21 protein-coding genes and 2 pseudogenes are annotated in these 24,252 nt (G+C 65.1%); 8 read left to right on the top strand and 15 right to left on the bottom strand.

Annotated elements, in window-relative coordinates:
• Positions 1–87 precede the first annotated feature (87 nt).
• From ACNI3R_RS03825 to ACNI3R_RS03840, 4 genes and pseudogenes are all read right to left on the bottom strand, one after another.
• A pseudogene (locus tag ACNI3R_RS03825) lies at positions 88–1,190 on the bottom strand (IS5 family transposase).
• Between the two features lie 72 nt (positions 1,191–1,262).
• The gene (locus tag ACNI3R_RS03830; protein ID WP_426180031.1) at positions 1,263–2,690 is read right to left on the bottom strand and encodes a tetratricopeptide repeat-containing protein; all 1,428 of its coding nucleotides are present in this window, start codon (positions 2,688–2,690) and stop codon (positions 1,263–1,265) included.
• 19 nt (positions 2,691–2,709) lie between these two features.
• On the bottom strand, positions 2,710–3,378 hold the full coding sequence (locus tag ACNI3R_RS03835) for a hypothetical protein (RefSeq protein WP_426180033.1): 669 nt from the start codon (positions 3,376–3,378) through the stop codon (positions 2,710–2,712).
• A 3-nt stretch (positions 3,379–3,381) separates the two neighbouring features.
• A complete protein-coding gene (locus ACNI3R_RS03840; RefSeq protein WP_426180034.1) occupies positions 3,382–4,920 on the bottom strand; it encodes a TIR domain-containing protein in 1,539 nt (512 codons plus the stop codon).
• A gap of 186 nt (positions 4,921–5,106) precedes the next feature.
• On the opposite strand from ACNI3R_RS03840, the gene ACNI3R_RS03845 reads away from it, so the two are divergent.
• Positions 5,107–5,940 carry a LysM peptidoglycan-binding domain-containing protein gene (locus ACNI3R_RS03845; RefSeq protein ID WP_426180036.1) on the top strand — a complete coding sequence of 278 codons (834 nt, stop codon included), beginning with the start codon at positions 5,107–5,109 and terminating at the stop codon, positions 5,938–5,940.
• Here the strand turns inward: ACNI3R_RS03845 and ACNI3R_RS03850 are convergent.
• The gene (locus ACNI3R_RS03850; protein ID WP_426180038.1) at positions 5,891–6,043 is read right to left on the bottom strand and encodes a helix-turn-helix domain-containing protein; all 153 of its coding nucleotides are present in this window, start codon (positions 6,041–6,043) and stop codon (positions 5,891–5,893) included. The two genes, ACNI3R_RS03845 and ACNI3R_RS03850, sit on opposite strands and share 50 nt — an antisense overlap.
• A gap of 233 nt (positions 6,044–6,276) precedes the next feature.
• Between ACNI3R_RS03850 and ACNI3R_RS03855 the strand changes: the two genes are divergently transcribed.
• The 3 genes from ACNI3R_RS03855 to ACNI3R_RS03865 all read left to right on the top strand — a co-directional run bounded on the left by ACNI3R_RS03855 (position 6,277) and on the right by ACNI3R_RS03865 (position 7,167).
• On the top strand, positions 6,277–6,459 hold the full coding sequence (locus ACNI3R_RS03855) for a CsbD family protein (RefSeq protein ID WP_426180040.1): 183 nt from the start codon (positions 6,277–6,279) through the stop codon (positions 6,457–6,459).
• Positions 6,460–6,539: 80 nt separating this feature from the next.
• Positions 6,540–6,773, top strand: coding sequence for a hypothetical protein (locus ACNI3R_RS03860; protein ID WP_426180042.1), 234 nt, complete (start codon positions 6,540–6,542; stop codon positions 6,771–6,773).
• 40 nt (positions 6,774–6,813) lie between these two features.
• Entirely contained in the window at positions 6,814–7,167 is a 354-nt protein-coding gene (locus ACNI3R_RS03865) for a hypothetical protein (protein ID WP_426180043.1), read from the top strand.
• Between the two features lie 81 nt (positions 7,168–7,248).
• On the opposite strand, the gene ACNI3R_RS03870 is transcribed toward ACNI3R_RS03865, so the two are convergent.
• From ACNI3R_RS03870 to ACNI3R_RS03890, 5 genes are all read right to left on the bottom strand, one after another.
• Positions 7,249–9,726 carry a PhoX family protein gene (locus tag ACNI3R_RS03870; protein WP_426180046.1) on the bottom strand — a complete coding sequence of 826 codons (2,478 nt, stop codon included), beginning with the start codon at positions 9,724–9,726 and terminating at the stop codon, positions 7,249–7,251.
• A gap of 160 nt (positions 9,727–9,886) precedes the next feature.
• Positions 9,887–10,501, bottom strand: a complete 615-nt coding sequence (locus ACNI3R_RS03875) for an SCO family protein (RefSeq protein WP_426180048.1) — start codon at positions 10,499–10,501, stop codon at positions 9,887–9,889.
• Positions 10,488–10,949, bottom strand: coding sequence for a copper chaperone PCu(A)C (locus tag ACNI3R_RS03880; protein ID WP_426180051.1), 462 nt, complete (start codon positions 10,947–10,949; stop codon positions 10,488–10,490). The genes ACNI3R_RS03875 and ACNI3R_RS03880 overlap by 14 nt, the downstream gene beginning before the upstream one ends.
• Before the next feature lie 53 nt (positions 10,950–11,002).
• Positions 11,003–13,057 carry a TonB-dependent receptor family protein gene (locus ACNI3R_RS03885; protein ID WP_426180052.1) on the bottom strand — a complete coding sequence of 685 codons (2,055 nt, stop codon included), beginning with the start codon at positions 13,055–13,057 and terminating at the stop codon, positions 11,003–11,005.
• Between the two features lie 91 nt (positions 13,058–13,148).
• Positions 13,149–13,565 (bottom strand): hypothetical protein, encoded by a 417-nt coding sequence (locus ACNI3R_RS03890; protein ID WP_426180055.1) that lies wholly within the window; start codon positions 13,563–13,565, stop codon positions 13,149–13,151.
• A gap of 156 nt (positions 13,566–13,721) precedes the next feature.
• Between ACNI3R_RS03890 and ACNI3R_RS03895 the strand changes: the two genes are divergently transcribed.
• Both ACNI3R_RS03895 and ACNI3R_RS03900 read left to right on the top strand, forming a co-directional pair.
• Positions 13,722–17,231, top strand: coding sequence for a PAS domain-containing protein (locus tag ACNI3R_RS03895; RefSeq protein WP_426180058.1), 3,510 nt, complete (start codon positions 13,722–13,724; stop codon positions 17,229–17,231).
• Positions 17,232–17,439: 208 nt separating this feature from the next.
• Positions 17,440–18,024: a response regulator transcription factor gene (locus tag ACNI3R_RS03900; RefSeq protein WP_426180060.1), complete on the top strand. Its 585-nt coding sequence runs from the start codon at positions 17,440–17,442 to the stop codon at positions 18,022–18,024.
• Here ACNI3R_RS03900 and ACNI3R_RS03905 read toward each other — a convergent pair.
• From ACNI3R_RS03905 to ACNI3R_RS03925, 5 genes and pseudogenes are all read right to left on the bottom strand, one after another.
• Positions 18,019–18,561 carry an EAL domain-containing protein gene (locus ACNI3R_RS03905; RefSeq protein ID WP_426180062.1) on the bottom strand — a complete coding sequence of 181 codons (543 nt, stop codon included), beginning with the start codon at positions 18,559–18,561 and terminating at the stop codon, positions 18,019–18,021. The genes ACNI3R_RS03900 and ACNI3R_RS03905 overlap by 6 nt on opposite strands.
• Positions 18,446–18,829 carry an EAL domain-containing protein gene (locus ACNI3R_RS03910; RefSeq protein ID WP_426180261.1) on the bottom strand — a complete coding sequence of 128 codons (384 nt, stop codon included), beginning with the start codon at positions 18,827–18,829 and terminating at the stop codon, positions 18,446–18,448. The genes ACNI3R_RS03905 and ACNI3R_RS03910 overlap by 116 nt, the downstream gene beginning before the upstream one ends.
• Positions 18,830–18,865: 36 nt before the next feature.
• A pseudogene (locus ACNI3R_RS03915) lies at positions 18,866–19,825 on the bottom strand (diguanylate cyclase domain-containing protein); the annotation flags it as partial.
• The gene (locus tag ACNI3R_RS03920) at positions 19,822–20,448 is read right to left on the bottom strand and encodes a PilZ domain-containing protein (RefSeq protein ID WP_426180065.1); all 627 of its coding nucleotides are present in this window, start codon (positions 20,446–20,448) and stop codon (positions 19,822–19,824) included. The gene ACNI3R_RS03920 and the pseudogene ACNI3R_RS03915, both read right to left, overlap by 4 nt.
• A 31-nt stretch (positions 20,449–20,479) precedes the next feature.
• On the bottom strand, positions 20,480–22,012 hold the full coding sequence (locus ACNI3R_RS03925) for a methyl-accepting chemotaxis protein (protein WP_426180068.1): 1,533 nt from the start codon (positions 22,010–22,012) through the stop codon (positions 20,480–20,482).
• A 560-nt stretch (positions 22,013–22,572) separates the two neighbouring features.
• Here ACNI3R_RS03925 and ACNI3R_RS03930 point away from each other — a divergent pair.
• Together ACNI3R_RS03930 and ACNI3R_RS03935 are read left to right on the top strand one after the other, a co-directional pair.
• The gene (locus ACNI3R_RS03930) at positions 22,573–23,910 is read left to right on the top strand and encodes an amidohydrolase family protein (RefSeq protein ID WP_426180071.1); all 1,338 of its coding nucleotides are present in this window, start codon (positions 22,573–22,575) and stop codon (positions 23,908–23,910) included.
• Positions 23,911–23,918: 8 nt separating this feature from the next.
• Complete coding sequence (locus tag ACNI3R_RS03935; RefSeq protein WP_426180073.1) at positions 23,919–24,227, top strand: DUF1905 domain-containing protein; 309 nt, start codon at positions 23,919–23,921, stop codon at positions 24,225–24,227.
• Positions 24,228–24,252 lie beyond the last annotated feature (25 nt).

Raw genomic sequence — 24,252 nt, forward strand, 5'->3', positions numbered from 1 at the left:
CGTCGGTCGGTTGGTTTTTCCTCGTCAAACCTCCGGATGATCGGGTTTGCGCTGGCGGCTGGCGGCTGGCGGTGATCCTTGGTCCGGTCAGGTGGGCTGGGTGATCAGTTTGGGTATTCGGATGAGGTTGTAGGCGATCATACGGAAGGTGAAGGCGGCGTCGGCGCGGGCGATGCCGCGGACCTTGAGCTTGGCGATGCCGCCGATGGTCTTGGCCCAGCCGAATGCCTCTTCGATCGTTTCCTGATCCGCTGGCTGATCTCGTATCCGCCATGGCGGGTAGTGCGCCCATCGACGGCGGTCTTGCGGACCTTGCCGAGCTTGCTGACGCTGCCGTTGATCGCGATGTGCGGGGTGATCCTTCGTGCCTTGAGTTCGGTCACGAAGGGCGCTGCGTCGAACAGATTGTCAGCACCCAAGGTCACGCGCTTGCCGGGCCTGCGGCTGCGCTCGATCATGACCAGCGCCGCCTCGCGTTCCGCCGTGCCGGTAGCATGGGTGAGTGTGGCATCGACGATCAGGCCGTTTCGGTTCTCCATCAGCGCATGGCCAAGATAGGCAAGCTTGCTCTCCTGCCCGTTGGCCTTCCTGAACAGCCGGGCGTCGGGATCGGTGGTCGAGGCATGGGTCTCGTTCGAGCGCTTCTCCTTATGGAAGTTGCGCTCCGCGTTCCTGCCCGGTCCCGGCGGATCGCCCGAACCGTCCTTGGGGCGGAAGCTCTTCATCGAGGCCCAGGCTTCGAGCAGCGTACCATCGACCGAGAAGTGATCGGTCGACAAGAGCCGCTTGACCTGGCCAAGCTCCATCAGCGTGCCCAGGAACTCGCGCGCGACATCGGCTTCGAGCAGCCGGTCGCGGTTCTTGGAAAAGGTCGAGGCATCCCACACGGCTGCGTCCATCTCCAGCCCGACGAACCAGCGAAACAACAGGTTGTAGTCGATCTGCTCCATCAGCTGGCGCTCGGAACGCACCGAGAAGAACGCCTGCAGCAGCGTCGCCTTGAGCAACTGTTCGGGCGGAATCGAGGGACGCGCCGTGTGCGAATAGAGGCCGGCCAACCGCCCCGAAAGTCGCTCCAGAACCTCCTCGACCAGCGCCCGGATCGCCCGCAACGGATGGTCCGCCGCGATACGGTCCTCCAGCCGAACATAGGAAAACAGCCCCGCCGCCCGATTGTCTGTCCCGCCCATCACAAACCTCCGCTGGCCACCGCCAACAGAATCGGTCAGGCACCCGCCTGTCGAGCGTTTTTCAGCAGCCTGCTAGGCCTTGAAGACGCTCCAGACCGGCTCGAGGCCAGATGGCAGGAGCAGTTCGCCCAGTTCCTCGACGGGGCTCGACCACCCCGCAGAGAGCAGCGCCATCGCCGTCGCGTCGTCGCTCACCACTGTCGTCGGGACGGCAACGGCGGCCAATGCTGCGGCCCGCTGCAACAGCGCCGCCGGCGGGGCGTCGGTATCGCAGGGGGTGACCACGAGCGCGACCCCCACGCCAGTCTTCGCGCCAGAAAGTTCGCGCGCCCATTTACCCGCCACCAGCAGATCTTCATGCGCCGACCAGTCGCCATCACCCGCCCAGACCAAGGTTTTGAGGCTCCGACAGGTGGGCGCAGGTTCCGAACGGCGGCCGCGCTTGCCTTCTATGATCGTCAGCGTTCGGCCCGCATCGCGCCATCCCGCCAACTGCGGGCGCAAGCGTTCCCCCGCCCCTACCACGGTGACAGCGCAGGCCTGGCTGGCCAGCGCCGCAGCATTGCGCAGCGCGCGGCCCATTGCCACCCGATCGGCATAGTCGACCGCGAGCGGCAGCGAGGGATCGTCCAGACCATAGACAGTTGTGCTGGTCGCCTGCGCCAATGCGGAATCGAAGCGCAGCAGCCAGTGATCACCGAAAGCAGCGACCGAGATCTGGCGGAACTGGTCGACCGGGTAGGGCAGAACAACGTGCAGTTCCGCAGCAGGGCATTCGGAATCGCGCCAGGCGATGAAGGCCTCGGCAAACAGCAGGTCGGCCCCGGCGGCCAACGCGCCATAGGCAAAACCCGGCCGTTCCCCAGCGATCCACCGCGCCAGCGCTTGCCGGACGTCCATCGCGTTGGCAGCGAGCCCGACGATGCCGCTGAAATGGACGCTGGGCGGCGGACGATGGACATCGAGCCAGCCCGCATTCCAGCCCTTCTCGGCGGCGATCAGCACGAATTGCCCAATGGTGGCCGCATGATCCTCCCATGCGTGCGGCTGAAGCGCGATCGCCTTACTCAGGGCCACACGCGCCTCGACTTCGCGGTCGAGCAGCAGCAGCGCCTCGGCCCGGGTCGCCTCGCGCCAATAGGGGGTTTCGCCCTCACCCGGGTCGGCTTCTATCAGCTTGAGTACATCTGCGGCGAAGCGCCGCGCCTGCGCAGGCTTGCCGGCGAACAGCGAGAGCGAAGCGGCGTTGACGAGCGGATAGCTGGACCCGTTAAGGCGTGCGGCGTTGGCATAAAGTTGCGCCGACTGAGCGAACAACCTCGTCCGTTCCGCTCTCGTCCTCGCACGCTTGGCCCCATCCTTGATGAGCCGCGCCTGCAAGGTCAGCGCGCGCGGATCACTGTCGGAGTCCAGCAAACCATGTTGCGCCATCAACGCCCATGCCCGCTCCGACGATCCGGAACGGGCGAGACGCAGTATCTCCGTATGGGGGGTCAGCAAAGGGGTGGGCATCCTTTGATCAGGTGATTTCGATCATGCTCGAACCGCCACGCGGGTGAATGCCGCCATGGCCGAGCAGCCCAAAAATGGACGCCGCAGGCACGCTCACAGATCGCTGATGCGGAGGCTTGAGTACCGGCGATCTGCCATCATCGGAGTCGACGAAGTCGAATACGATCGGGAAGCGCGTCATCGTGGGAGCGCCGGCCGATGTGCCAAGTTCGCTCGAGACTCTGGCATCATTGACCTCGAACGAACAGACGGTGGGAAAGCGACGCCCCGGCAGTGAGTGACGCTCGACATTGCTTATGATCGAGGCTTTTGGTCTGCCCCTGACATCCAGATCGCGCACGATGTCCTCGCCGAAATATGTCGTGCTATTGTGTGACCGACCAGCCGCGCCCTCATCGCGCGTAGCGGCATCATGGTAGTGATCACCGATGATCGCCACGAATACCAGACTTGGCTGCGCCTTGACGAAGGCCATATCGATTCCACCGGCCCGATGCGATAGCGGGGCGGCATTCCAATCCTTTTCTACATTGCCCAGCTCGATGTCCTGCCAGGCTTGCTTCCGGTTGCCGGAAGATGGTCGCTTGAAAACCGCCCTCACCTCCGCGTAACCGTCGTTACCGTTGCCGAGCATGAACATGAATATGTTCTGGTGCTCCCCGTCGGTATTGCTCATCACTCATTCCTCCAGCCGCTTGCGAAAGTCCTCTAAGCTTGACCGCCATTCCGCGCGCTCGGGATCGAGCCGCGTCAAATCCTCGGCGATTCCGAGCGCCATGGTCAGCATCGAGCGGCGCAGCGACACGGGCTCGAAGCCTGCGAGATAGCCGTAGATCTCCATCCGCTGCGCCCTGATCTTGCGGTTGTCCGGATTGAGTTCGGTCAGCCGGTCGGTCAGGCGCAGCGCCTCTTGGCGCACCTTACGTGCCTCATCGCGACGGCCCGACTGCTCCAGCGCGACGCTCTGCCACATCAGATTGAACACCAGATCATAGGGCGCACGCGAAGCAACCTTGTCCTCGCTCGCTAGCCGCTTGCCCAGCTCAACCGCGATGCGGCACTTGTCGAGCGTCTGGTCCTCCACGCTCTTGCCCAGCGCGTCGATCGCGCACAGATTGCCCGCGACCAGCGCCGTGGTGCGACGCCATTCGGAATTGGTGCTTTCCCATGCCTGCAGATCGGAGAGCAATGCCCAGCTCCCGCGAAGTTGGGCCGCGGCCCGTGCGCCATCCCCTTTTGCATCGGAGAGAACCGCGAGCCGATTAAGGCTGAGGGCATGATCGAACCGGCGCTCGGGATCGCGCGGCGCCGCGCTGAGCAAGCTCAGCGTCGTTCGTGCCCGTTCGTCGAGATTGCGCTGCGCCAAAGCAAAGTTCTGGCGGAACATCGCATCTTCGCCCAGCCTGCCAATCACCCGTGCACGCCGCTCCAGACTGTCGGGGGAAAGCGAGGCCAGACTTTGCTGACTCTCATAATAGGCAAGCGCGCGCTGGTTCACGCGGGTCATCACCGCAACGCCGGCCGCACCGTCGAGATCTTCGCGCAAATCGGTCAGCATATACTCGATTAGTCCTTCAGCCTCGGCCTGCTGCCGCTGCGCTTCGCTGCGCGCCTCATGAGCGATCACTGTCATCGCAGCCATGGCTAGCGCAATCACGGCGACCAGCCCCGTGACAGCCATCACGCGTAGCATCTGTCTTTGGTTGTCGCGCTGCACCAGCGTGTCGAGCGGCACACCGACAATGCCGGCCACCAGTTTGAGAAAGCCGAGTCGATAGCCATCCCCATCCTTGCGCAGATCCGCAGCCAGCGGCTCGCCGCCGTCATGCAGCAGCACGGGGAAGGATTCGGCGGGCTCTCCGACTAGCAGTGCTGCCAGTATCGGGCGGTCGGGATGCAGTTTGCGGAAGAGCGCAATCTCACTCGCGACCCAGGGTGAGGCCTTTGCATCCGGAGAACACAGCACGATAAGCGCCCGCGAAACGGCCAGCGCCTGCTGCACACTGGCCGACAGATCGGTTGCTGCAGGCAAATCCTCTCGGTCCCGGAAGACTTTGCCGATCCCGCTGGCGGTCTTGGCCCGGCGCAGATGACCTGGCAGGCGGTAGCTTTCGAGTTTGCGGTGAAGCCGCCGCGCGGCGGCCATGTCAGCGTGGCTGTAGCTCAGGAACGCCCCGAAAGACGGCGTGGGCCTTCTATTCGCTTCGCGTGCCTGCACGTGCCTGCCCCCACCCGCGCGACGACGGACCCGATATGGTCAAATGGCGTGCAAATTGTAGTTCATCCATGCCTTGAAAGCTACGGGCGTCAATTCGGCACGTTTTCCTCTGCCATTCACGACGGACAAGGCGTTCTGTCTCCTTCGTAGACGCCGCAAGATGTCGACCGGCGCCAGTGGGGTGCGATGGATTTCCATCATTACGGGAATGACGCGCATCTGGGCGCGATCGGCAACGACGGCGCGCCGGAATATGGTTATCGAAATGCGATAGATCATCGCTACGACACGGCCTCGACCACGGCCTTCCGTTATGGATCGGCGCAGAGCTTCGTCGATTTCGATCAGAGCTACGAGATGATAAACCCGATCTCGCAGAACGGGACCAGCTCGGCCTATACCGTGCAGGCGGGCGACACGCTGCAGACCCTGGCGCTGGTCTATTGGGGCGACAGCAGCCTCTGGTATCTGATTGCTTACGCCAAAGGGTTATCTGGCAGCGAAACCCTCGTGGCAGGGACCTCGCTGTGGGTTCCCTCGCGGGTCGCCAACGTCCACAATACTGCCTCGACCTTCAAGCCCTATGATCCGAACGAAGCGCAGGTCAACACCGACCCGCTCGCGCCCTCGCCGAAGAAGGCGAAGAAGTGCGGAGGCCTCGGAGCGGTGATCCTCGCCGCCGTCGCCGTCGCCGTGACGGCGATCGCAACCGCCGGGATCGGCGCCTTGGCGACTGGCGCTTCGTTCAGCAGCATCGCCAGCCAGGGCCTCGGCATCGCGATGGGGCTGCAGAGCAAGTTCAGCTTCAAAGAGGTGGCACTTGCCGCCATTGCGGGCGGGATCAGTGGAGGAATCGGCCAGTCTTCGCTGTTCAGTAGCCTTGGTCCGGTCGGTGGCGCGATTGCGCGGGGAACGGTCGCAAATGTGGCGACCCAGGGGATCGGTGTTGCAACCGGCCTACAGAACCGCTTCAACTGGGCCGGTGTCGCCCCAGGCGCCGCCCCAGCTCACGACAACTGACGCCATGGCGAATGCCTTGGTCGATCGCTATCCGCTCGCGATAATTCAGATGACTATATCGTGCTCCCATCGCTTTGCTACTTGACCGGTTTGGCAGGGGCATGCCCCTGCCAAACCGGTCAAGGACGCGCCACTGTTGCACTTGGTTTTGGAACGCGCGGTAATTTCGGCTTCCCGCTGAGCCGACCGATCCGCTGAGACCGAGCCATTCGGGACTAGTCCGATACTACTACATGATTTGGTCCGCCCGCATCTTTGGTGGCGACCTGTTCGGGTCCAGATGAGAGGCATGGCGCTGCGTCCGGTAGCGCCGCACTCTTGAAGATGGAAGCCGACATGGACAGCAATCGCATCAAGGGCGAGGCCCGCAAGGTCAAGGGCTCGATCAAGGAAGCCGCCGGCAAGATCATCGGCGATCGCCAGCTCGAGGCCGAAGGCATTGCCGAGAAGGCCGCAGGCAAGGCGCAGGCTGCCGCAGGCAAGGTGATCGACGGCGCGCGAGAGGCGCTGCGTCGCTGACCCGTCAAGGGCCGCTGCCGCGATGCGGCGGCCCGTCCCGCCCCGAACATCCCCCCTCCTATTCGCAGAGAAAGACCGGAATGACCTTGTCCGCACTGCGTGCGCGGCCCGCGAACAACGCAGGGTCGCAGAAGAGCCAGACCATGCCCAGCATCGAGACCGACATGGCCTATTATCGTCGCCGTGCCGCCGAAAGCGCCGAACGCGCGCTGGTTGCGTCGAACCCCGGCGCGCGCCTCGCCCATGAAGAACTTGCCAAGCTCTACCGCGCCAGGCTCGCGACGCTCGAAGCGGAACTTCGCGAGCGCCGCTGATGTTCACGCGGGAGCACCGCCGATTTTTGGAGAAACCGTCATGAACAGGATCGTCCTTATCCCGCTTGCGGCGCTCGCCGCGCTCGCCGCCTGTCAGGGGCCCGAGCAGAAGGCGGGCGCAGAGAAGGATAAGGCCGAAGCCCAGGCGGCCGGCCGTCCCTATAGCGGTGACGGCCCCCATGAGCGGATCGGCGCGGCCATGGACAAGGCAAGGGAAGCCGCCCAGGAAGCCCGCGAGGCGACCGCCGATGCGCTGGAGCAACGCGGCGACAGCATCGAGCGCACGGCCGACATCGAGGCCGAGAAGCTCGAAGCCCAGGCCGAGGCGATCCGCAGCGCGGCCGAGGACAAGGCAAAGGCGCTGAAGTCGCAGGCCGAGACGGCGGTCCGCTAAGCAGACACTATGAGACGACTAAAGGAAAAGGGGGACGCGCCTCGCCGCGCATCCCCCCTTCCCTCATGCCGTCAGCTTCCGTCAGAGGCCGACGACGCCGCCGTCGGTCTTGGTGATCACGATCGTCGCCGAGCGCGGGCGCGCCGTCGTCGAGGTGCCGCCCTGGGTCGCCGGCCAGCTGCTCTGCAGCGTGGTCAGCGAGCCGTCCTCGCCGGGATGCTGGATGTTGACGAACAGCGTGCGGCCGTCCGGCGTCGAGTCGATGCCGGTGATCTCGCAGCCCTTGGGCCCGACCAGGAAGCGCTTGAGCGTACCGGTGGTCGCAGCCTTGCCGACCACGGTCGCCTGGGTCCGCGTCGCGCCGTCGGCGCCGGTGTTGGTGATCGTCTTCGCGCCGCCGTCGCCGACCTTGCCCGGAAGCGCGACCAGCATCTGGTTGTTGGTGCGATCGGTGAAGGCGCCGTCATCGGTCTGGATCCACAGCAGCGGATTGGCCTGACCCGAAGCGTTCTGCCCACGACCGAACCACAGACCATCCGGGCTGGAGAAGTCGTTCGACGCATCCAGGCCCGAGATGTTGACGTTGGTCGGGTCGGCATCGGCCGAATCCGCACCGAACAGATAAATGTCCCAGTTGAAGGTGGTGGCCTCGGACGTGTCGCCCGTCTCGCGGAGGCGCAGGATATGGCCGTTCGGATTGCCGCGCTGCGCCGTGTTCGCCGAACCCTTCGGATCGTTGTAGTGGCGCGGGTTCGCCGCGTCGGTGCCGGTCAGCGGACGGACCGTCGCATTGTTGTTGGTCAGCGTCAGATACATCTCGCCGTTGACCGGATTGGTCGCGGTCCACTCCGGCCGGTCCATCTTGGTCGCGCCGAGCGCGTCGGCGGCGAGACGGACGTTGGTCAGAACGTCGGCCTGATCCGAGAAGGCATAGGTCGTGTTGGCCGAGGTCAGCGGACCGGTACCGAACACCAGCGGCATCCAGCTGCCGGTGCCGTCGGCGTTGAACTTGGCGACATAGAGCGTGCCGGCGTCGAGATATTTGTCGCCCATGGCAAGGCGATCGGTCGCATTGGCATCGGCCGCGACCCAGGCCTGCGCCGAGACGAACTTGTACAGATATTCGCCACGCGAATCGTCGCCCATGTAGAAGGCGGGCTTGCGACCGGCGACGAACTGCGACGGCCAGGCGCCTTCATGGCCGAAGCGGCCGAGCGCGGTGCGCTTGCGCGGCGCCTTGGTCGGATCATAAGGATCGATCTCGACGACCCAGCCATATTGGTTCGGTTCGTTGCGGAAGTCGCCGCTGCCATTGGTGGCGGTCGCAACGACACTCGCATTCCAGCGCGAGTAGATGGTGCTGCTGGCGTTGGCCGGCACGACCGTGGCCCAGCCATAGCTGCCATTGGCGCCTTCGCTGATGCCATAGCGGTTCAGAGCGACGACCGACTTGGCGGTCGCGCCGCCGCGGGCGGCGTTGTCTTCCGTCACGCGGCGGAAATAGCCCGCCCAGTTTTCTTCGCAGGTCAGGTAGGTGCTCCAGGCGGTATAGCCGTTGGCGCAGTTGTTGATCGTGCCGCGACCGTCGGTGCCCGCCGGCGAGAAGGCCGTGCGCAGGAAATCGGTACCACGGACCGGACCCGAAAAGCTGGTCGGGGTCAGCGGCGTGATGCGACGGTTGAGGGTCGAACCCTGGACATAGCTCCAGGCACCCGAGCTGGCGCGCGTCACTTCGACGACGCTGACGCCATGGGCTTCCATCTCCTTCAGCGCTTCGGCTTCGGGACGGGCGCCGGCAACGGTCGTCGGGCCATTGGCGTGGAGATAGATCTGGGTGATGTTCTCGTGGTTCATCACGAGCAGGCCGCGCGTGCTGCTGTTCGCATCCGGAGTGGCGCCGGTCGCGGCGAGGCCGAAATAGCTCATGCCGTCATGATGATCGCCGGCGCGCTTGGAGAAGGTCGTGTCGGTGCCGTTATTGGCATAAGCCGAGGTTGCGGTGTCGATCGGATCGCCCAGGCGGTAGAGTACCGAAACGGCATAGCCCTCGGGCACCTTGACGATGTCGTCGAGGCTCTTCGCGATCGAGTTGAAGCCCAGCACCGCCGGGGTGACGGTGATCGTGGTGTCGGCAGTCGACGCCTTGTTCTTCACGTCGGTCGCGGTGAAGCGGAACACCAGCGTGGTCGACGCGGACACCGCCGGCGCGATGAAGGTGGCGTTGTTGCTGTTGGCATTGGTCAGCGTGACTGTCGGCCCCGAAACCTGCGTCCAGCCGACGCTACCGATCTCGTTCTTGTCGGTCGCGGTGCCGGCGAGCGTGACAAGCTTGCCCGAGCTGGTGCTGGCATTCTGGCCTGCGTTCACGACCGGGGCGTCATTCTCGCCGCATGCCGTGAGCAGCATGCCGCCGAACGTCGCGGCGGCGATGGCGGAAATGCCGCCGAACAGCGTCTGGCGGCGCGAATAGCGCTGCTCGACGATGCTCTCCAGCGTGGGATTGTCAGTCGGATTGCAATCGACATTGCCGTCCGTGTAGCCGTGCACCATCTCGTTCATCTGGTCGGACCCCTTGGTTGAGAAGGGGGCGGGCTAACAGCGCCGTGCGAAACATTGGTGCCGTAGCGTTTACAGCGGGATGAAAGGCAAATGACGTACGCGTTACAGCGTCGGCAGACTCGCTCCGGCAGAGCGCGTTGCAGGAGACGATCGTCGCCTTTCAGGCCCCTACCAGCCTGCGCAGCTTGGCCAGGCTCGTATCGTCAGCTTCGCCATGCGCCAGCGCCCCGAAGAAATGACCTTCGGCATCCATCAGGAAGGTGGTGGCGGTGTGATCGATCAGATAGTCGCCGCCCTCGATCGGCACCTTCTCCCGATAGACATGATAGGCCTCGATGATCCGCGCCAGCTGAACCGGGCTTCCCGTCAGCCCTGTGATCGACTCCGGGAAGAGCGACACATAGTCGCCGATCAGCTTGGGGCTGTCGCGTTCGGGATCGAGCGACACGAACACAAGTCGCAGCTTCTCGCCAGCAGGGCCGAGTTGGCGCTTCAGGCGGGACATGCGCTGGAGCGTCGTCGGGCAGATGTCGGGACAGCGCGTGAAACCGAAGAAGATCGCGAAGGGCTTCCCGCGAAGGCTCCGGTCGGTGACGATTCGGCCATTCTGGTCGACCAGTTCGAACGCGCCGCCAAAGGCGTCCGCATAGCCGGCCACCTTCTCATCGCCGGGCCAGAATGCCGCCGCCGCCAGCCCGCCTAGGGCCAGCAATATTGCCAGCCACAGGACGGGCCGCAACCAGCGCGGTGCCGGTCGCGACTCAGTGGTGGTCATGGCCCCCGCCCAGTTGATGGTCGATCGGCTCGACGCGGAAGCGCACGGGCAGCGCGCCTGCCTTGGCGAAGCGCAGCGTGATCGTCACGATCTCGCCCCGCTTCAGCGGCCGCTTGAGCCCCATCAGCATCAGATGATAGCCGCCGGGCTTGAGGGCGACGCTGCCGCCCGGTGCGATGGAGAGGCCGCCGCTGACCGGGCGCATCCGCATGATGTTGCCATCCATCGTCATGCTGTGGACGTCGACGCTCGAAGCGATCTCCGTGCTGCCGCCCAGCAGGCGATCCTCGGTCTTGCTGGCGTTACGGATGAGGGCATAGCCGCCGCCTGCCTTCGCACCCGGCGCGGTTTCGCGCAGCCAGGCGCTGTCCACGCTGACGGGGGCCGCCACGGCTGGCGCGCTGGCAAGAACAGCGGCGAGCCAGGCGGTCGAAACTGGAGTCTTCATGGGTCGTCCTTTCGGAAAGGGAGAGCGGCACGGGCCGCTCCCCCAGAATCGCATCAGAAGGTCATTCGCAGGCCGCCGTAGAAGGCGCGGCGCTCGATCGGGTAGAAGGCAACACTGCCTTCGTCGGCCACCGTTGCCGGATTATTGGCGACATAGCGCAGGATAGCGCTGATATCGCCGACCGCCTTCTTGTTGGTCAGGTTGCGCGCATCGACGAACAGGGTCACGCCCTCGGCCACCCGCGCCTCGCCGCGCGCACCGAACATGGTGTAGCCGGAGACGCGCTTCGTGTTCTGATAGTCGACCCACGCTCCCTGCGGCACCCATTCGACATTGGGCGTCAGATTCAGCCCCTCGATGCCGATCCGCAGTTCGGCGCGATATTGGTGCTTCGGCAGGACGGGCAGCCGGTTATCGCCATATTGGACGTCATCTCGGAACCGGAAGTCGTTGTACTGATAGACCTGCCGCAGCCGCAGCAGCGCGCCGAGAGTGAGATCCAGCCCCGCCTCGATGCCCTGATGCCGGGTCTTGCCCGCGTTGAACGTCGAGGCCGGGATAGTGGGGCTGATCGCAAATTGCAGCATCTCGCCCTTCAGATCGGCGCGATACACGCCGATATCCCAGGATGCGATGCCGTGCCGTCCGCGCGTACCGATCTCGAAGGTCCAGGCCTTCTGCGCGCCCACCGGCGTGAAGCCGGGCACACCCATGGCGGGGATCTGGCTCAGTTCGCTGAAGCCCGGAAGTTCGACCGAGCGGTTATAGTTTGAATAGAGCTGAACACCGTCGGTCAGATCATAAAGCAGCCCGATCTTCGGCGCGAAGGCATCGAAGTCCGCCGAACCGCTGCGTGCCGGGACGAGCCGGTTCTCGATCTCGCGCCTGCCATGGGTGTAGATGCCGCCGGCGACGAGGGTCAGTCGATCGATCGGCTTGAGGCGAAGTTCGCCATAGCTGTTGATCGTTCGTGCCGTCTGCCGGGCATCGGCCGTCGGCGCGCCGCGATTACCCGCGATGTTGACGAACTGCTTCGCCGCGACCTTGCCGAAGCGCGCCTGCGTGCCGAGCGTGATTTCCCAATCCATTCCGGCGGTGCGGCCGCCCAGATCGAGGCTGGCGAACAGGCCGCGATCATCGCTGTTCTGGTCGATCACCTGAAAGATCGGATGAAACAGCTTCTTGGCATTGTAAAAGCCGCCAAAGGCCAGCGTACCGCCGCCCAGATCGACAGTCGTCCGGTTCTGCAGGCGAATCGAATCGATATCGCGCTCCTGATCCTGCGCGATGAGATTGGGCAAGGAAAGGCGCGGATTCGTCAGGACCTGATCGAGGCTGAGCGTGCCCGGCAGATCCTGATCGATCCTGCTCACCGTGGCATAGAAGCGCGTCTCGATCGCATCGGTCAGACGCAACCCGACATTGCCGTTGAAGCGCAGTGCGCTGCGCTTCGCATGCTGCCGGTCACCGTCGGATCGGTCGGTGGTGAGCGCGACATAGGCATCGCCCCGCTCGTCGGCATAAGCCCCCGCCGCCTTGGTCCGCAGCGTCGAGAAACTCCCACCGTCGACGCGCAGTTCGATCCGGGGTGCGGTCCGCCCGGTCGGCGTGACGGCATTGATGGCACCGCCCAGCGTGGAACCGCCGAAGCGCAGCGCATTGGCGCCACGATAGACCTCGATCCGTTCGAAGACCTGCGGGTCGAGCTCCTGGAAATCGCCATTGTCGTCGGCAAGATTGATCGGGATCCCATCCTGCAGCAGCGTCAGGCCGCGCATGTGGAAGCCCCGGCTCAACCCGGACCCGCGGATCGACAGACGAATTTCCTGGCCGAAGCGCGGCTGCATGTAGACGCCGGGCGAAAAGGCGAGCGCATCGCGCAGGCTGACGGCGACGCGGTCGGCGAATTCCGTAGCGTCGACCACATCGACGCCGCCGGGTCGCTTTTCGACCGAGCGGCGGGCCTCTTCGGTGACCGATGCAGCGGTGACCACGATCGTGGCGCGGTCCTCGGCATCGGACGCGGACTCGTCGGCGGCCCGGGCGGAAACCGACGACAGAAGGGCGAGCGCGGATGCGCCCAGGAGAGAATGACGATAGAAAGACATGGAACGGACCTCGATCGGGCAGGCCGATCACGGCCCTACCCCCTGAACAAGCATATGCGACCGCAACGATGCACGGCCGGCGAGCGACGGTTCAGAGAGCGCCAGGCGGTCCGGTGGGCGGTGGAGGCGGCGCGGCAAGCCCATGCCCGACGCCCCCCATGCCGCGCGCGAAAGCGAACGGCAGCACGACCGGCACGACAAAGAGCGAAGGTGCGATATCGAAAGGCCGCAGATCGAACGCCGCACCGAAGCCGGCAAAGACGCAGGGATGCGAGGCCCGGTCATCGCCAGGCTTGCCCTCATGGAGTTCGCCCTTCTCGTCGATCCAGGCCGACATGGCGCCCTGCCCTGTGCAGAGGATGATCGAGAAGCCGCGCTCGGCCGAGGCAGGCATCCATCCGGCGGGGATAAGGACGCGCATGAACAGCGCGAGCATGGCGAGGCCAAGCGCCGCCTGCACAGAGACGCGCCGCGCATTGCCTGCAAGAAAGGCCCCGCCCCGGATCATATCGCGCGCCTAGCCGCGCCGCTTCCGGAAGTCCATGGGGCAGTCTGTCCCAGGCGTCTCATGTTGCAACGGCATAGGATCGACTACCGTAACTACCGAGTCTGGACCCCTTTTCCGCCGGGTGACAGGATCGACCGGGGCCAAGGTGGGGAGCGAATGGGCGCAGAGACGATCAGGAGCGCAGCGATCAGCGGAGCTTCGCGCGAGTCTGCGCTGCTGGTCCGCAACGACGGAGGGCGCAGCCTGCTGGCAGTGCTTTTGCTCGCGCTCGCTACCTATATGGCCGCCGCCTACTGCCTGTCCTTTCCGAACGAGGGCCGGACGACACCCGGCATCTGGCTGGTCAACGGCATTGCCCTGGCCGCCCTGCTGCGCACCTCGCGCCGCCGCTGGCTTTCGATCATCGTCGCAGCCTTCCTGGGCAATTTTGCGGCCGATGCGCAGTTCCAGGACAAGGCCATGCTGCTTCACGCGCTCAGCGCCGCGACCAACGCAGTCCAGTTCGTGCTGTGCGCGACGATCATCCGCGGCCGGGTGGGACGCTATTTCGACCTGACCGATATTCGCCACCTGCTCTGGCTGGCGGGGATGGGAGCGGCGACCACCGCGATCAAGGTCGGGATAGCGATGGCCCTCAATGTCGGGCTCGGCATCGCCGACGTCTACAACCGCTTCATGCTCGACTGGTCGCTGATCGTCTTCCTCGGCTTGTTCGTTCTCGCCCTCCCTTTGCTCGCCCTCTCGGCGCCGCGCGACCGCCTGTCGAAACCGATGGACCTGATCGGAGTCACACTGGTCCTGCTTCAGTTCCTGATCCTCTTCCTCACCTTCGGGCCACCGGGCTATCCGGGAGTCTATCTGGCGGTGCCGATCCTGATGCTGCTGGCATGGCGGCATGGGCTGTTCGGCGCCGGACTGGGTTCTCTGGTGACCGTTATCGCGGCCTGCATGCTGCTGCGCTTCACCACCGGTCTCGAAGGAAAACTGTCGATCGCGGGCTATAGCCCGACCGAGCGGGGCACCTATCTGGAGCTGTTCTTCAGCGTCGCGATACTGATGTGCCTGCCGCTTGCCATCGGGCGCACGCGGCAGCTGCGGATGGAGAAGGCGCTGGCCGATGCCCTCCATGCCGCCAATCGGCGCAGCGCGATGCTGTCCAAGAGCGAGGCCGCCGCCCGCCGGTCCGAATCCGCCCTGGTCGAAAATGAACTGCGCTGGCGCTCGGCGATCGAAGGATCTGGGCTGGGCGTGTGGGACTGGAATCTGTCGCGGCGGGAAATCTATCTGTCGCAGCGGCTGAACGCGATGTTCGGCTATCCGGACGAGGAACGCCAGAGCAGCCTGCGCAGCATCCGCGCGCGCATTCACCCCGAGGACCGCCAGCGCAACCGCATCGCCCTCCAGCGCTATCTGCGCGGCGAGACGGACTCGTACGAATGCCAGATGCGCTGCCGGTGCGCCGACGGCAGCTATCGCTGGTTTCATGATCGCGGCATGATCTTCGAGCGCGATGCCGGCGGTCTGCCAGTGCGGATGATCGGCACTTACACCGACATCCACAACCAGAAGGTCTATGAGTTCCGGTCGCGCCGCCACGCCCGGCTGTACGCCACGCTGGCGGCCTGCAACGCGGCGATAGCGCGCCGCGCGCCGATCGATGATCTGTGCGCAACCATCTGCGACATCCTGGTCGGCAGCAGCGACATCAAGCTCGCCTGGATCGGCTTCGCCGACGAGGAAACCGGCATCTTCGGGCCGCTGACGATCCGGGGCGAGGCGCTCGATCATGTGTCCCATGTCCGGCTGTCTGCGCGTGCCGATGACCCACGCGGGCTAGGGCCGACCGGCACCGCCTTCCGCCGTGGCGAACCCGTCTGGGTCGACGATTATGCGCGGGATCCGCTGACGGCCTCGTGGCGCGAAGCCGGGGCCCGTTTCGGCTGGAAAGGCATGGCGTCGATTCCCCTGCGCCGCAAGAAGGAGCCCGTGGCCATCATGGGGATCCATGTGGGCGACGTCGATTTTTTCGACGAGGAGGCCCGCGCGCTGCTGATGGATATCGCCGCGCAGTTCGGCCTGGCATTGGAAATCGACGAGGTCGAGGATGCGGCTGCACGCTATCAGGCCAATCTGACCGAGTCCGAACGGCGGTTCCGCGCCGTGTTCGAGGCTTCGCCGATCGGGATTGCGGTCATGGATACCGCCAAGGGTGATTTCCATACCGTCAACCCGCGCTTCGAAGCTATTGTCGGCCGGACTCTCGACGAACTTCGCACGCTGACCTGGCAGGCAATCACCCACCCCGAAGACCTCGCCCAGGACGTTGCGCTGTGGGACCGCTTCGCGCGGGGAGCGATCGACGGTTATCAGCTCGAGAAGCGCTATCTCCGCAAGACGGGCGAGACCGTTTGGGTGCACATGACGATCGCTCGCTTCGCCCTGCCCGGTGAACCGGTGGCGCAACATCTGTGCATGATCGAGGACATCACCGAGGAGAAATCGCTGCGCAGCCAGATGGAGTTCGCGCAGCGCATGGAATCCATCGGCCAGCTGACGGGTGGCGTGGCGCACGATTTCAACAATCTGCTGACGATCATGATCGGTAGCAGCGAATCCCTTCTGGAAACGCTCCGGGACGAGGAACAGCGCAAGCTGGCGGCTCTGGTGCTGCGCGCCGCAGAACAGGGCGGCGAACTGACCCGGCGCCTGCTCGCCTTTTCGCGCCGGCAGCCACTCGAGCCGCAAAGCTTCGACCTCAACACGCTGCTCGATCGCAATATTCCGCTGCTGCGCCGCTCGCTCGGCGGCGGGCTGCGCTTCGTCGTCGATGCCTCGGCAGAGCTTCGCCGGGTGTTCGCCGATCCGGGCCAGACCGAGGCGGCCATCCTGAACCTGTGCATCAATGCCCGCGACGCTATGCCGGAGGGCGGCGTGCTCACCCTGGCCACGCGCAACGCCAGCATCGACGAGGACAGCTATCGGCATCATCCCGAAGCGAGCCGCGGCGACTATGTCGTGATCGAAGTGAGCGATACGGGCACCGGCATCGCCCCCGAACTGATGAGCCGCATCTTCGAACCCTTCTTCACGACCAAGGAGGCCGGGCAGGGATCGGGCCTCGGCTTGAGCATGGTCTATGGCTTCGTCAAGCAGTCGGGCGGTTTCGTCGAGGTCCGGAGCGATCTCGGCCGGGGCACCTGCTTTGCGCTGCACCTGCCGACCGCACCAGAGGGCGATGCGAACGATGACGACGCCAGCGAGGGGACGGACGAGGCGCCGCCCGTTGGCGATGAACGCATCCTGCTGGTGGAGGACAATGAGGTGCTGCGCGCCCATGCGGTCGCCCAGCTCCAGGGCCTGGGCTATCAGGTGATCGAGGCGGAGGATGGCCAAGCAGCACTCGCCATCCTCGGCGCACGACAGGACATCGACCTGCTGTTTACCGACATCGTGATGCCGGGCGGGCTCAACGGCCGGGAACTGGCGGAGACGGCGGCTGCGGACCAGCCCTGGCTGCGCGTCCTCTATACATCGGGCTATTCGCGCGACGCGCTGATGAAGGACGGGCGCCTCGTGGCGGGTGTGACATTGCTGCAGAAACCCTATTCCAAGCTGGAGCTGGCCCGAAAGATCCGCAAGGTGCTGGACGAGATTCCGCCCCTCTGACCACCGTCCCCTTTCGTGACAAAAACCTGCCCGGGCAAAATAGAGCTTGCGGCCGCGCGTCCCCCCTCTACTTTCCATATAGGGGGCCGAAACGGACCGTTCCTGCGGGAACGTCCGAACGGACCGCCGTCATCGCGCTGTCGGCGAAGCCTTCGCCGGCGGGGGGCCGCGAAGGGGGTAAAGTGTGGCGCAGGATGGATCGGGGCATGTGCACGTCATCGACGACGAGGCCGGCGTAAGCGAAACCATAGCCATCATCCTGCGCGGGGCGGGCTACCCCGTATCTATCTACGAAACTGCCGAATCCTTCATCGGGGGGCTGGACCAGTCCACTGCAGGCTGCATCCTGACCGACGTCAACATGCCGGGCATGAACGGCATCGCCCTGGTCCGCCACATGAAGTCGATCGGTCTCGATTTGCCCGTGATCGTCGTATCGGGGCAGGCCGATGTAGCGATGGCGGTCGAGGCGATGAAGGCCGGCGCGGTCGAGTTTCTCGAAAAGCCGCTCCATGCCGAGCCGTTGCGCGAGGCGGTTCGGATCGCGCTGGACCGGACGCCCGCGCCCCGTTCGCCCGAGGCCGAACGCTATGTCCGCGTGGTCGAATCGCTGACCCGCCGCCAGCGCGAAGTGCTGACCGGCATTCTCGAGGGTCTGCCCAACAAGCTGATCGCCCATCGCCTGGGCCTGAGCGTACGCACCGTCGAGGCCTATCGTGCCGCGATCATGGAGCGCACCCAGACGCGCAGCCTGAGCGAGCTCGTGCGGCTGGGCATCATGGCGGGGCTATAGCCAGGCCGTAAGTCCGGTCTCGCCCCATTGGACGATCGCGCTTTCGACCTCGGCGAAAGGCACCGGCTTCGAGGCGAAGAAGCCCTGGACATAATCGCAGCCCAGGTCGCGCAAGATTTCCGCCTGAACCTTGGTCTCGACGCCTTCCGCGACGACGCGTTTGCCGAGATGATGCGACAAGAGGATCACGCTTTCGACAATGGCCCGATCCGCCGGGTTGCTGCCTAGCGCCTTGATGAAACCGCGGTCGATCTTCACCATATCCACCGGCAGGTCGCGGAGGTGGCTCAGCGAGGCATAGCCTGTTCCAAAGTCGTCGAACGCAATCCGGAAGCTGTGGCCATGCAGCAACTCGATCGCCGTACGGACGCGATCGCCATGCTGGCCGATCAGCAGATCCTCCGTGATTTCAACACAGATATCACCCGGCACGATCCGTCCGGACCGCACCGCGTCGATCAGGACTTTGACATAGTGGCCCTGTTTGAAGTCGCTCAAGGCAACATTGACAGCGACCGACCCCACGGCCACGCCCACGCCATATCGCTATGTCGGCCAGAACCCGTTCGAGCAGCTGTCGGTCGGCCAGCGCGATCAAGCGCTCATCGTCCATCGCCTCGCGAAACGCGGCAGGCGACAGCAACCCGCGCTGCGGATGCTGCCAGCGCAGCAGCGCCTCTAGCTTGACCCGGGCGCCGGGCTCGAGCGGCACGATGGGCTGATAATGCACCGCGAGCTGATCGTTGAGCAGACCATGCTCGAAACTCGATTGCAGCGCGGCGCGGCGCGCGACCCCATCGCGCATCGCATCGCTGAAATAGACCGCGCAGTTCCGTCCCTTTGCCTTGGCCGCGTAGAGCGCGATGTCGGCATGTTTGAGGAGATCGCCGGGCGACCTCCCGCCCTCGGGAAAACGCGTGACGCCGATCGACACGCCGAGCCTCTGGATTTCGCCATTCAGCGTGATCGGGCGATCAAGCGTCTCGTAGATCTGGCGAATCCGGCGCGTCTATACGCTGCGATCGGGGCAATGGCGCAGGACCAGGGCAAACTCGTCACCGCCGAGGCGGGCGAGGATATCGTCGGGATCGAGCGCCTGTTGCACACGCTGTGCAAGTTCCTTCAACAGCGCATCACCGGCTGCATGGCCCAGGCTGTCGTTGATGTCCTTGAAATTGTCGACATCGATCAGCCCGACGGCGAAGCTTTCGTTGCTGACGCCGCCGATCAGCATCTCCAGATCGCCCAGAAACTGCATCCGGTTAGGCAGGCCGGTAAGCGAGTCGACATTGGCCAGCCGCCAGAGTCGCTCCTCGGCCTGCTTCTGCGGCGTGATGTCGAACCTGATCGCGGTGTAGCTGTTGATCCGACCGTCGAGATCGCGATGCGGGACGATCGTCGTATCGACCCAGTAGAGCTCACCATCCTTGGCCCGGTTGCATATCTCACCATGCCAGGTCTGGCCCTGCGCTATGGTGCGGTAAAGGTCGCGGAAGAACGCCGGATCATGATAACCGGAACGCAATATCCGGTGGTTGGCGCCGATCAGTTCGGCCTCGCTATAGCCGCTCAACTCGCAGAATTTGCGGTTCACCGTGCGGATGATGCCTTGCGTGTCCGTCACCGCGACGATTGCGGCCTCATCGAGCGCCTCGCGGTAAAAGGATGCCCAACTCTCCGTCTCGCGGAAACGCGCGCTTGCGTCATTGGCGGGTTCGGCGATCAGCACGTCCTGAACGGGGGCGGCCACCGACAATAGGGCCTCCTTCGTCGACGCCAAGGTGCGGCAGGATCGGCTCACGACATCATGCCGTCGCGGCCGGCCTGTGCCGCATGCGAAGCGCCTGCGCCGAGCCAGCCGGCTAGACGGCGGAAATGAACCGGAGAGCAGAATTTCAGGCCGATCCGCTCCGGCGTCGCCCAGCGGACAGTGGCGGTGAACTCGCCCAGCCCATCCAGAGCCAGCTCGACGACATCGCCCGGCGAAAGGCTCATCGGCTCCGAGAGCGCGAGGCCGACGCCCGACAGCGAGATGTTCTCCACGAACACCGGGCTTTCTTCATGCGCGGCGATCAATCGTCCACCGCCCCGCGCGCAGAAGCGCGGCGGCCTGCTCGGATGCAAATGCTCCGTCGCCGCCCCGAGGAAGTCTGCCGGGTCGACCGGCGCGTCGAACTCGACTCCTGCACTGCCATCGGCGCTCCAGCGAACCGTGGACACTATCGTGGCGTCGGACCGGACTTGCAGCACCAGTCGCTGTCCCGGATCGACCGGAAAATTGGTCTCGATCCGCGCGCCACGGGGCGAGAAGTTGCGGATTATGCAGAGCGCCTCGCCGTGGACGCCGCAGATCCTCGCTACCTTGAACATCGTCACATGTCGCTCGTCGCGCCGACGACTTTCGGACTGCGGCATGTTGGACATTGTCATTCCCTTCCCTGTAGGCCCGGACTGCTCAGAATTGCGTCCAGTCGTCGCCGACCGCCCGGGCCATGGGGGCGACCTCGGCCGGCGCGGGCACCGTCCTGACGCGCAACGGGCGGACGTTGGTCACGGTTACCGGCCGCTGCTGCGTGGTCCCGGCCGTCAGCCGGAAGGATGCAACCGCCGATACCAGCTCATGCGCCTCATGTGCGAGCGTCCGGGCGGCAGCACTGGACTGCTCCACCATCGCAGCATTTTGCTGCGTCATCCGGTCCATGTTCGACACCGCCCCGCTGACCAGTCCGAGCCGGCCCGCCTGAACCTCGGCGGCCTCCGATATCTCGCCCGCCTGTACCTTGATCTCGCCGACGCGGCCGGCGATCCGCTCGAGCGCCCTGCCGGTTCGCCCGACGAGATCGACCCCGCGCTCAACCTGGCGGGACGATGTCTCGATCAGACCCTTGATGTTCTGGGCCGCATCCGCCGATCGTTGCGCAAGCGCCCGCACTTCGTTCGCCACGACTGCAAAACCGCGCCCGGAGTCGCCCGCCCGCGCGGCCTCGACGCCGGCGTTCAGCGCCAGCAAATTGGTCTGAAAGGAAATGCCGTCGATCAGATCCACGATCTGCGCGATCTGCCGGGCGGAGGACTCGATATCGCCCATCGCCATGACCGCCTCCTGGACGATCTCGGCGCCCTGAGACGCTTCGAGATGCGCTTTGCCGACCGTGTCGTTGACCGAGGCGGCCCCCGATGCGGTAGTGCGCACCGCATCGGTGATCTCTTTCATCGCATCGGCCGTCTCCTCCAGGCTGGCTGCCTGCTGCTCGGTCCGCTGGGCGAGATCGTCCGACGCCTGACTGATCTCGGCCGAGCCGATGCTGATGCTGTCGGACGAGCGGGCGACCCGTCCGATCGTCTCGGCCATCTGGGCGCGCATCGTCTCGAAATCGTCCGCCAGCTTGCGATAATCCTCGGGAAGATCTTCGAGCCGCACGGTGAAGTCGCCGGAGGCAAGCCGGTGCAGCGCCGTACCGAGCTTGTCGACCACCGCTGCACGACGCTCGCTTTCGACGCGGAAATAGGATGACAGCGCGACGTCCATATCGAGCAGCGCGGTCTTGACCAGCGTACCGAGCATGTCGCTGAGCGCCCGGCCGTTCAACCGCGTCAACAGGCCCTGCGTGAGCACCCGCTCGATCACGCGTTCGAGGACGGCCGCATAGCCGCCGATATACCAGGTCGGCTCCAGCCCGATCGTCGCATGAACCTGCCCGATCCGCTCCGCCCGCACGAAATATTGGGCGTCGATTCGCCGTGCGAACAGTTCCCGCCAATGCTCCAGCTGCTTGTCGCGGGCGTGGTCCGCATGCTTCTTCGAGGCGAAGAAAGACGCGATTTCGGGAGTCTCGGCGATATGCCGATAGAGATCGTCCAGGGCATCGGACGCATATTCGGCGAGCACCGCACGAATCTTCGGAAAAGCCTCATAATTTTCATCCGTCAGCCGAATGAAATCCAGCCGCCGTTCCATGCCAACACCCTGATCTTGCCGTTCGCTCATAGGGCAGCCCTTCCATCCGCTGCAAAACCCCGAAAGTCCCGGTAAATCTTTTATTAACCTATTGAACTATCAAGATAGTTTTCTCTATGCTCTGACGGCTTTGGACGAATATTGGGGAAAATACGATCTGCGGAAGATACCTTTCCGACAGCGCCCCGCGCCGGAGGGGGCGTGCGGATCGCCCTCAGGTTCGAGGATCAGCGATGGTAGGGAGGGGGCGGCCGCAGGGGTGAACGACGGGGGAATCGTTCACTTTCGGGGGAGCCCTGCGGCCATAAGGCAGACGCTGGGGGATGCCTCCCGGGAGGAGAGGCGTGCGTCCGCCTAGGCGCCGCATGTGGCCTATTCCCTGCCCTGTCGCAATTCGGGACGCTTACTGCAGTAGTACTACCTATCGCCTGTCGGTCAGCTGAGACCGGCCAGTGGCCGCGCGATGATCGGGGCGATGGCGCCCCCGGACCGTAGCCCGGATGGCCGGATGCGAGCCCCTCTGCCGACAGCGATTTTCATCGCCGTAAAAAGCGGTTAGCAGTTTGTCATCACGCTACAGGGGACTTCCAATGCGCCGATCGATCGCTCTCGCCACCGCCCTGCTCCTGGCCGCTGCCGCGCCCCAGGCCATCGCCGCCGCCCCGCAGGTGACGATGATTCACGCCGGCGCGCTGCTGGCCGAACCCGGCAAGGCGCCGCGCGGGCCGAGCACGATCGTCATCCGCGACGGCAAGATCGCCGAAGTCCGCGATGGCTATGCCGATCCGCTGCCGGGCGCGACGCTGGTCGACCTGAAGGATCGCTTCGTGATGCCGGGGCTGGTCGACATGCACGTTCACCTGTGGGGCATCGGCGGCGATCCGATGCGCGCACGGATGACCGCGCTGAACCGCGACGAGGCGGACGACATGCTGACCGCGATCGGCAATGCCCGCACCACTTTGGAGGCCGGTTTCACCACGGTGCGCGACCTTGGCGGCAATGCGCGCGGCATGCGTGCGATGCGCGAGGGCGTCGAGCGCGGCGACATTGCCGGACCGACCATCGTCAATGCGGGCGCGCCGATCTCGGTCTCCGGCGGCCATGGCGACCGCACCAACGGCCTTGCCGAAACCTTCGCCGAGGCGATGCACCAGCATGCGACCAACACCTGCGACGGCCCCGACGATTGCCGCCGTGCGGTGCGCGAGCAGGTCGCGCTCGGCGCACAGGTGATCAAATATATGTCGACCGGCGGCGTGCTGTCGAACGTCTCGGGCGGCCTCGGCCGGGCGATGACCGACGAGGAGATGAAGGCGATCATCGATACGTCGCACGGCCTGGGTCGCAAGGTCGCGACCCACAGCCACGCCGCCGCAGGCACCAAGGCCGCCATCGCCGCCGGCGTCGACACGGTCGACCATGGCACCTTCCTCGACGACGAGGCGATCAAGGCGTTCAAGGCGAACGGCACCTGGCTCGTGCCGACGATGATCGCGCCGGTGACCGCCGTCGAACAGGCCCGCGCGGGCGCCCTGCCCCCGGCCGTGATCCCGAAGGCCGAGGAAGCGGCAGCGGTTGCTTTTGCCAGCCATTCGAAGGCGATCGCCGCCGGGGTGAAGGTCGCCTTCGGCACCGACAGCGGCGTGTCGCGCCACGGTATCAACGCGCGCGAGTTTACCCTGCTCGTCAAGGCCGGCATGACCCCGGCTGCGGCCCTAAAGACCGCAACCGTCAACGCCGCCGAGGCGCTGGGCCGCAGCGCATCGATCGGGACGATCGAGCCGGGCAAGGACGCCGACATCATCGCCGTCTCCGGCAGCCCGATCGAGGATGTGGCCCGTATGGAGAAGGTCGATTTCGTGATGCGGCACGGCGTGGTCCACAAGCTGGGCGGCGCTCGCGCGGTCTTCCCGCCCGCAAGCTGAGCGCCAACGTGCCGCCCGCCGATCGGTTCGACATCGACGCGACGCTGTGGTGCTGGCAGCCGAACCGAAAGGGCGGCGGCTGGCACTTCATAACGATCGACGGGCAGACAGCGGCCGAGATGCGCTATGCCGCACTCGGTCGCATCGGTGGCTTCGGTTCGATCCGGGTGGACGCCCGTATAGGCGCCACACGCTGGCAGACGTCGGTCTTTCCGCACAAGGAAAGCGGCGGCTTCATCCTGCCGGTGAAGGCGGACGTCAGGAAGCGCGAGGGACTGTCGGAGGGCGATGAGGTGACCGTATCGCTGGCCATCTGACGCCAAAGCCGCGCATCGCGCGCAC

This window comes from Rhizorhabdus antheiae (assembly GCF_049889055.1).
Taxonomy (GTDB): Bacteria; Pseudomonadota; Alphaproteobacteria; order Sphingomonadales; family Sphingomonadaceae; genus Rhizorhabdus.

Coding starts and splice junctions, on each gene's coding strand:
- ACNI3R_RS03835 (WP_426180033.1), bottom strand. CDS start 3,378: ATGAGCAATACCGACGGGGAGCACCAGAACATATTCATGTTCATGCTC.
- ACNI3R_RS03845 (WP_426180036.1), top strand. CDS start 5,107: ATGGATTTCCATCATTACGGGAATGACGCGCATCTGGGCGCGATCGGC.
- ACNI3R_RS03850 (WP_426180038.1), bottom strand. CDS start 6,043: ATGCCCCTGCCAAACCGGTCAAGTAGCAAAGCGATGGGAGCACGATAT.
- ACNI3R_RS03855 (WP_426180040.1), top strand. CDS start 6,277: ATGGACAGCAATCGCATCAAGGGCGAGGCCCGCAAGGTCAAGGGCTCG.
- ACNI3R_RS03860 (WP_426180042.1), top strand. CDS start 6,540: ATGACCTTGTCCGCACTGCGTGCGCGGCCCGCGAACAACGCAGGGTCG.
- ACNI3R_RS03865 (WP_426180043.1), top strand. CDS start 6,814: ATGAACAGGATCGTCCTTATCCCGCTTGCGGCGCTCGCCGCGCTCGCC.
- ACNI3R_RS03870 (WP_426180046.1), bottom strand. CDS start 9,726: ATGAACGAGATGGTGCACGGCTACACGGACGGCAATGTCGATTGCAAT.
- ACNI3R_RS03875 (WP_426180048.1), bottom strand. CDS start 10,501: ATGACCACCACTGAGTCGCGACCGGCACCGCGCTGGTTGCGGCCCGTC.
- ACNI3R_RS03880 (WP_426180051.1), bottom strand. CDS start 10,949: ATGAAGACTCCAGTTTCGACCGCCTGGCTCGCCGCTGTTCTTGCCAGC.
- ACNI3R_RS03885 (WP_426180052.1), bottom strand. CDS start 13,057: ATGTCTTTCTATCGTCATTCTCTCCTGGGCGCATCCGCGCTCGCCCTT.
- ACNI3R_RS03890 (WP_426180055.1), bottom strand. CDS start 13,565: ATGATCCGGGGCGGGGCCTTTCTTGCAGGCAATGCGCGGCGCGTCTCT.
- ACNI3R_RS03895 (WP_426180058.1), top strand. CDS start 13,722: ATGGGCGCAGAGACGATCAGGAGCGCAGCGATCAGCGGAGCTTCGCGC.
- ACNI3R_RS03910 (WP_426180261.1), bottom strand. CDS start 18,829: ATGCGCGATGGGGTCGCGCGCCGCGCCGCGCTGCAATCGAGTTTCGAG.
- ACNI3R_RS03920 (WP_426180065.1), bottom strand. CDS start 20,448: ATGTCCAACATGCCGCAGTCCGAAAGTCGTCGGCGCGACGAGCGACAT.
- ACNI3R_RS03925 (WP_426180068.1), bottom strand. CDS start 22,012: ATGAGCGAACGGCAAGATCAGGGTGTTGGCATGGAACGGCGGCTGGAT.
- ACNI3R_RS03930 (WP_426180071.1), top strand. CDS start 22,573: ATGCGCCGATCGATCGCTCTCGCCACCGCCCTGCTCCTGGCCGCTGCC.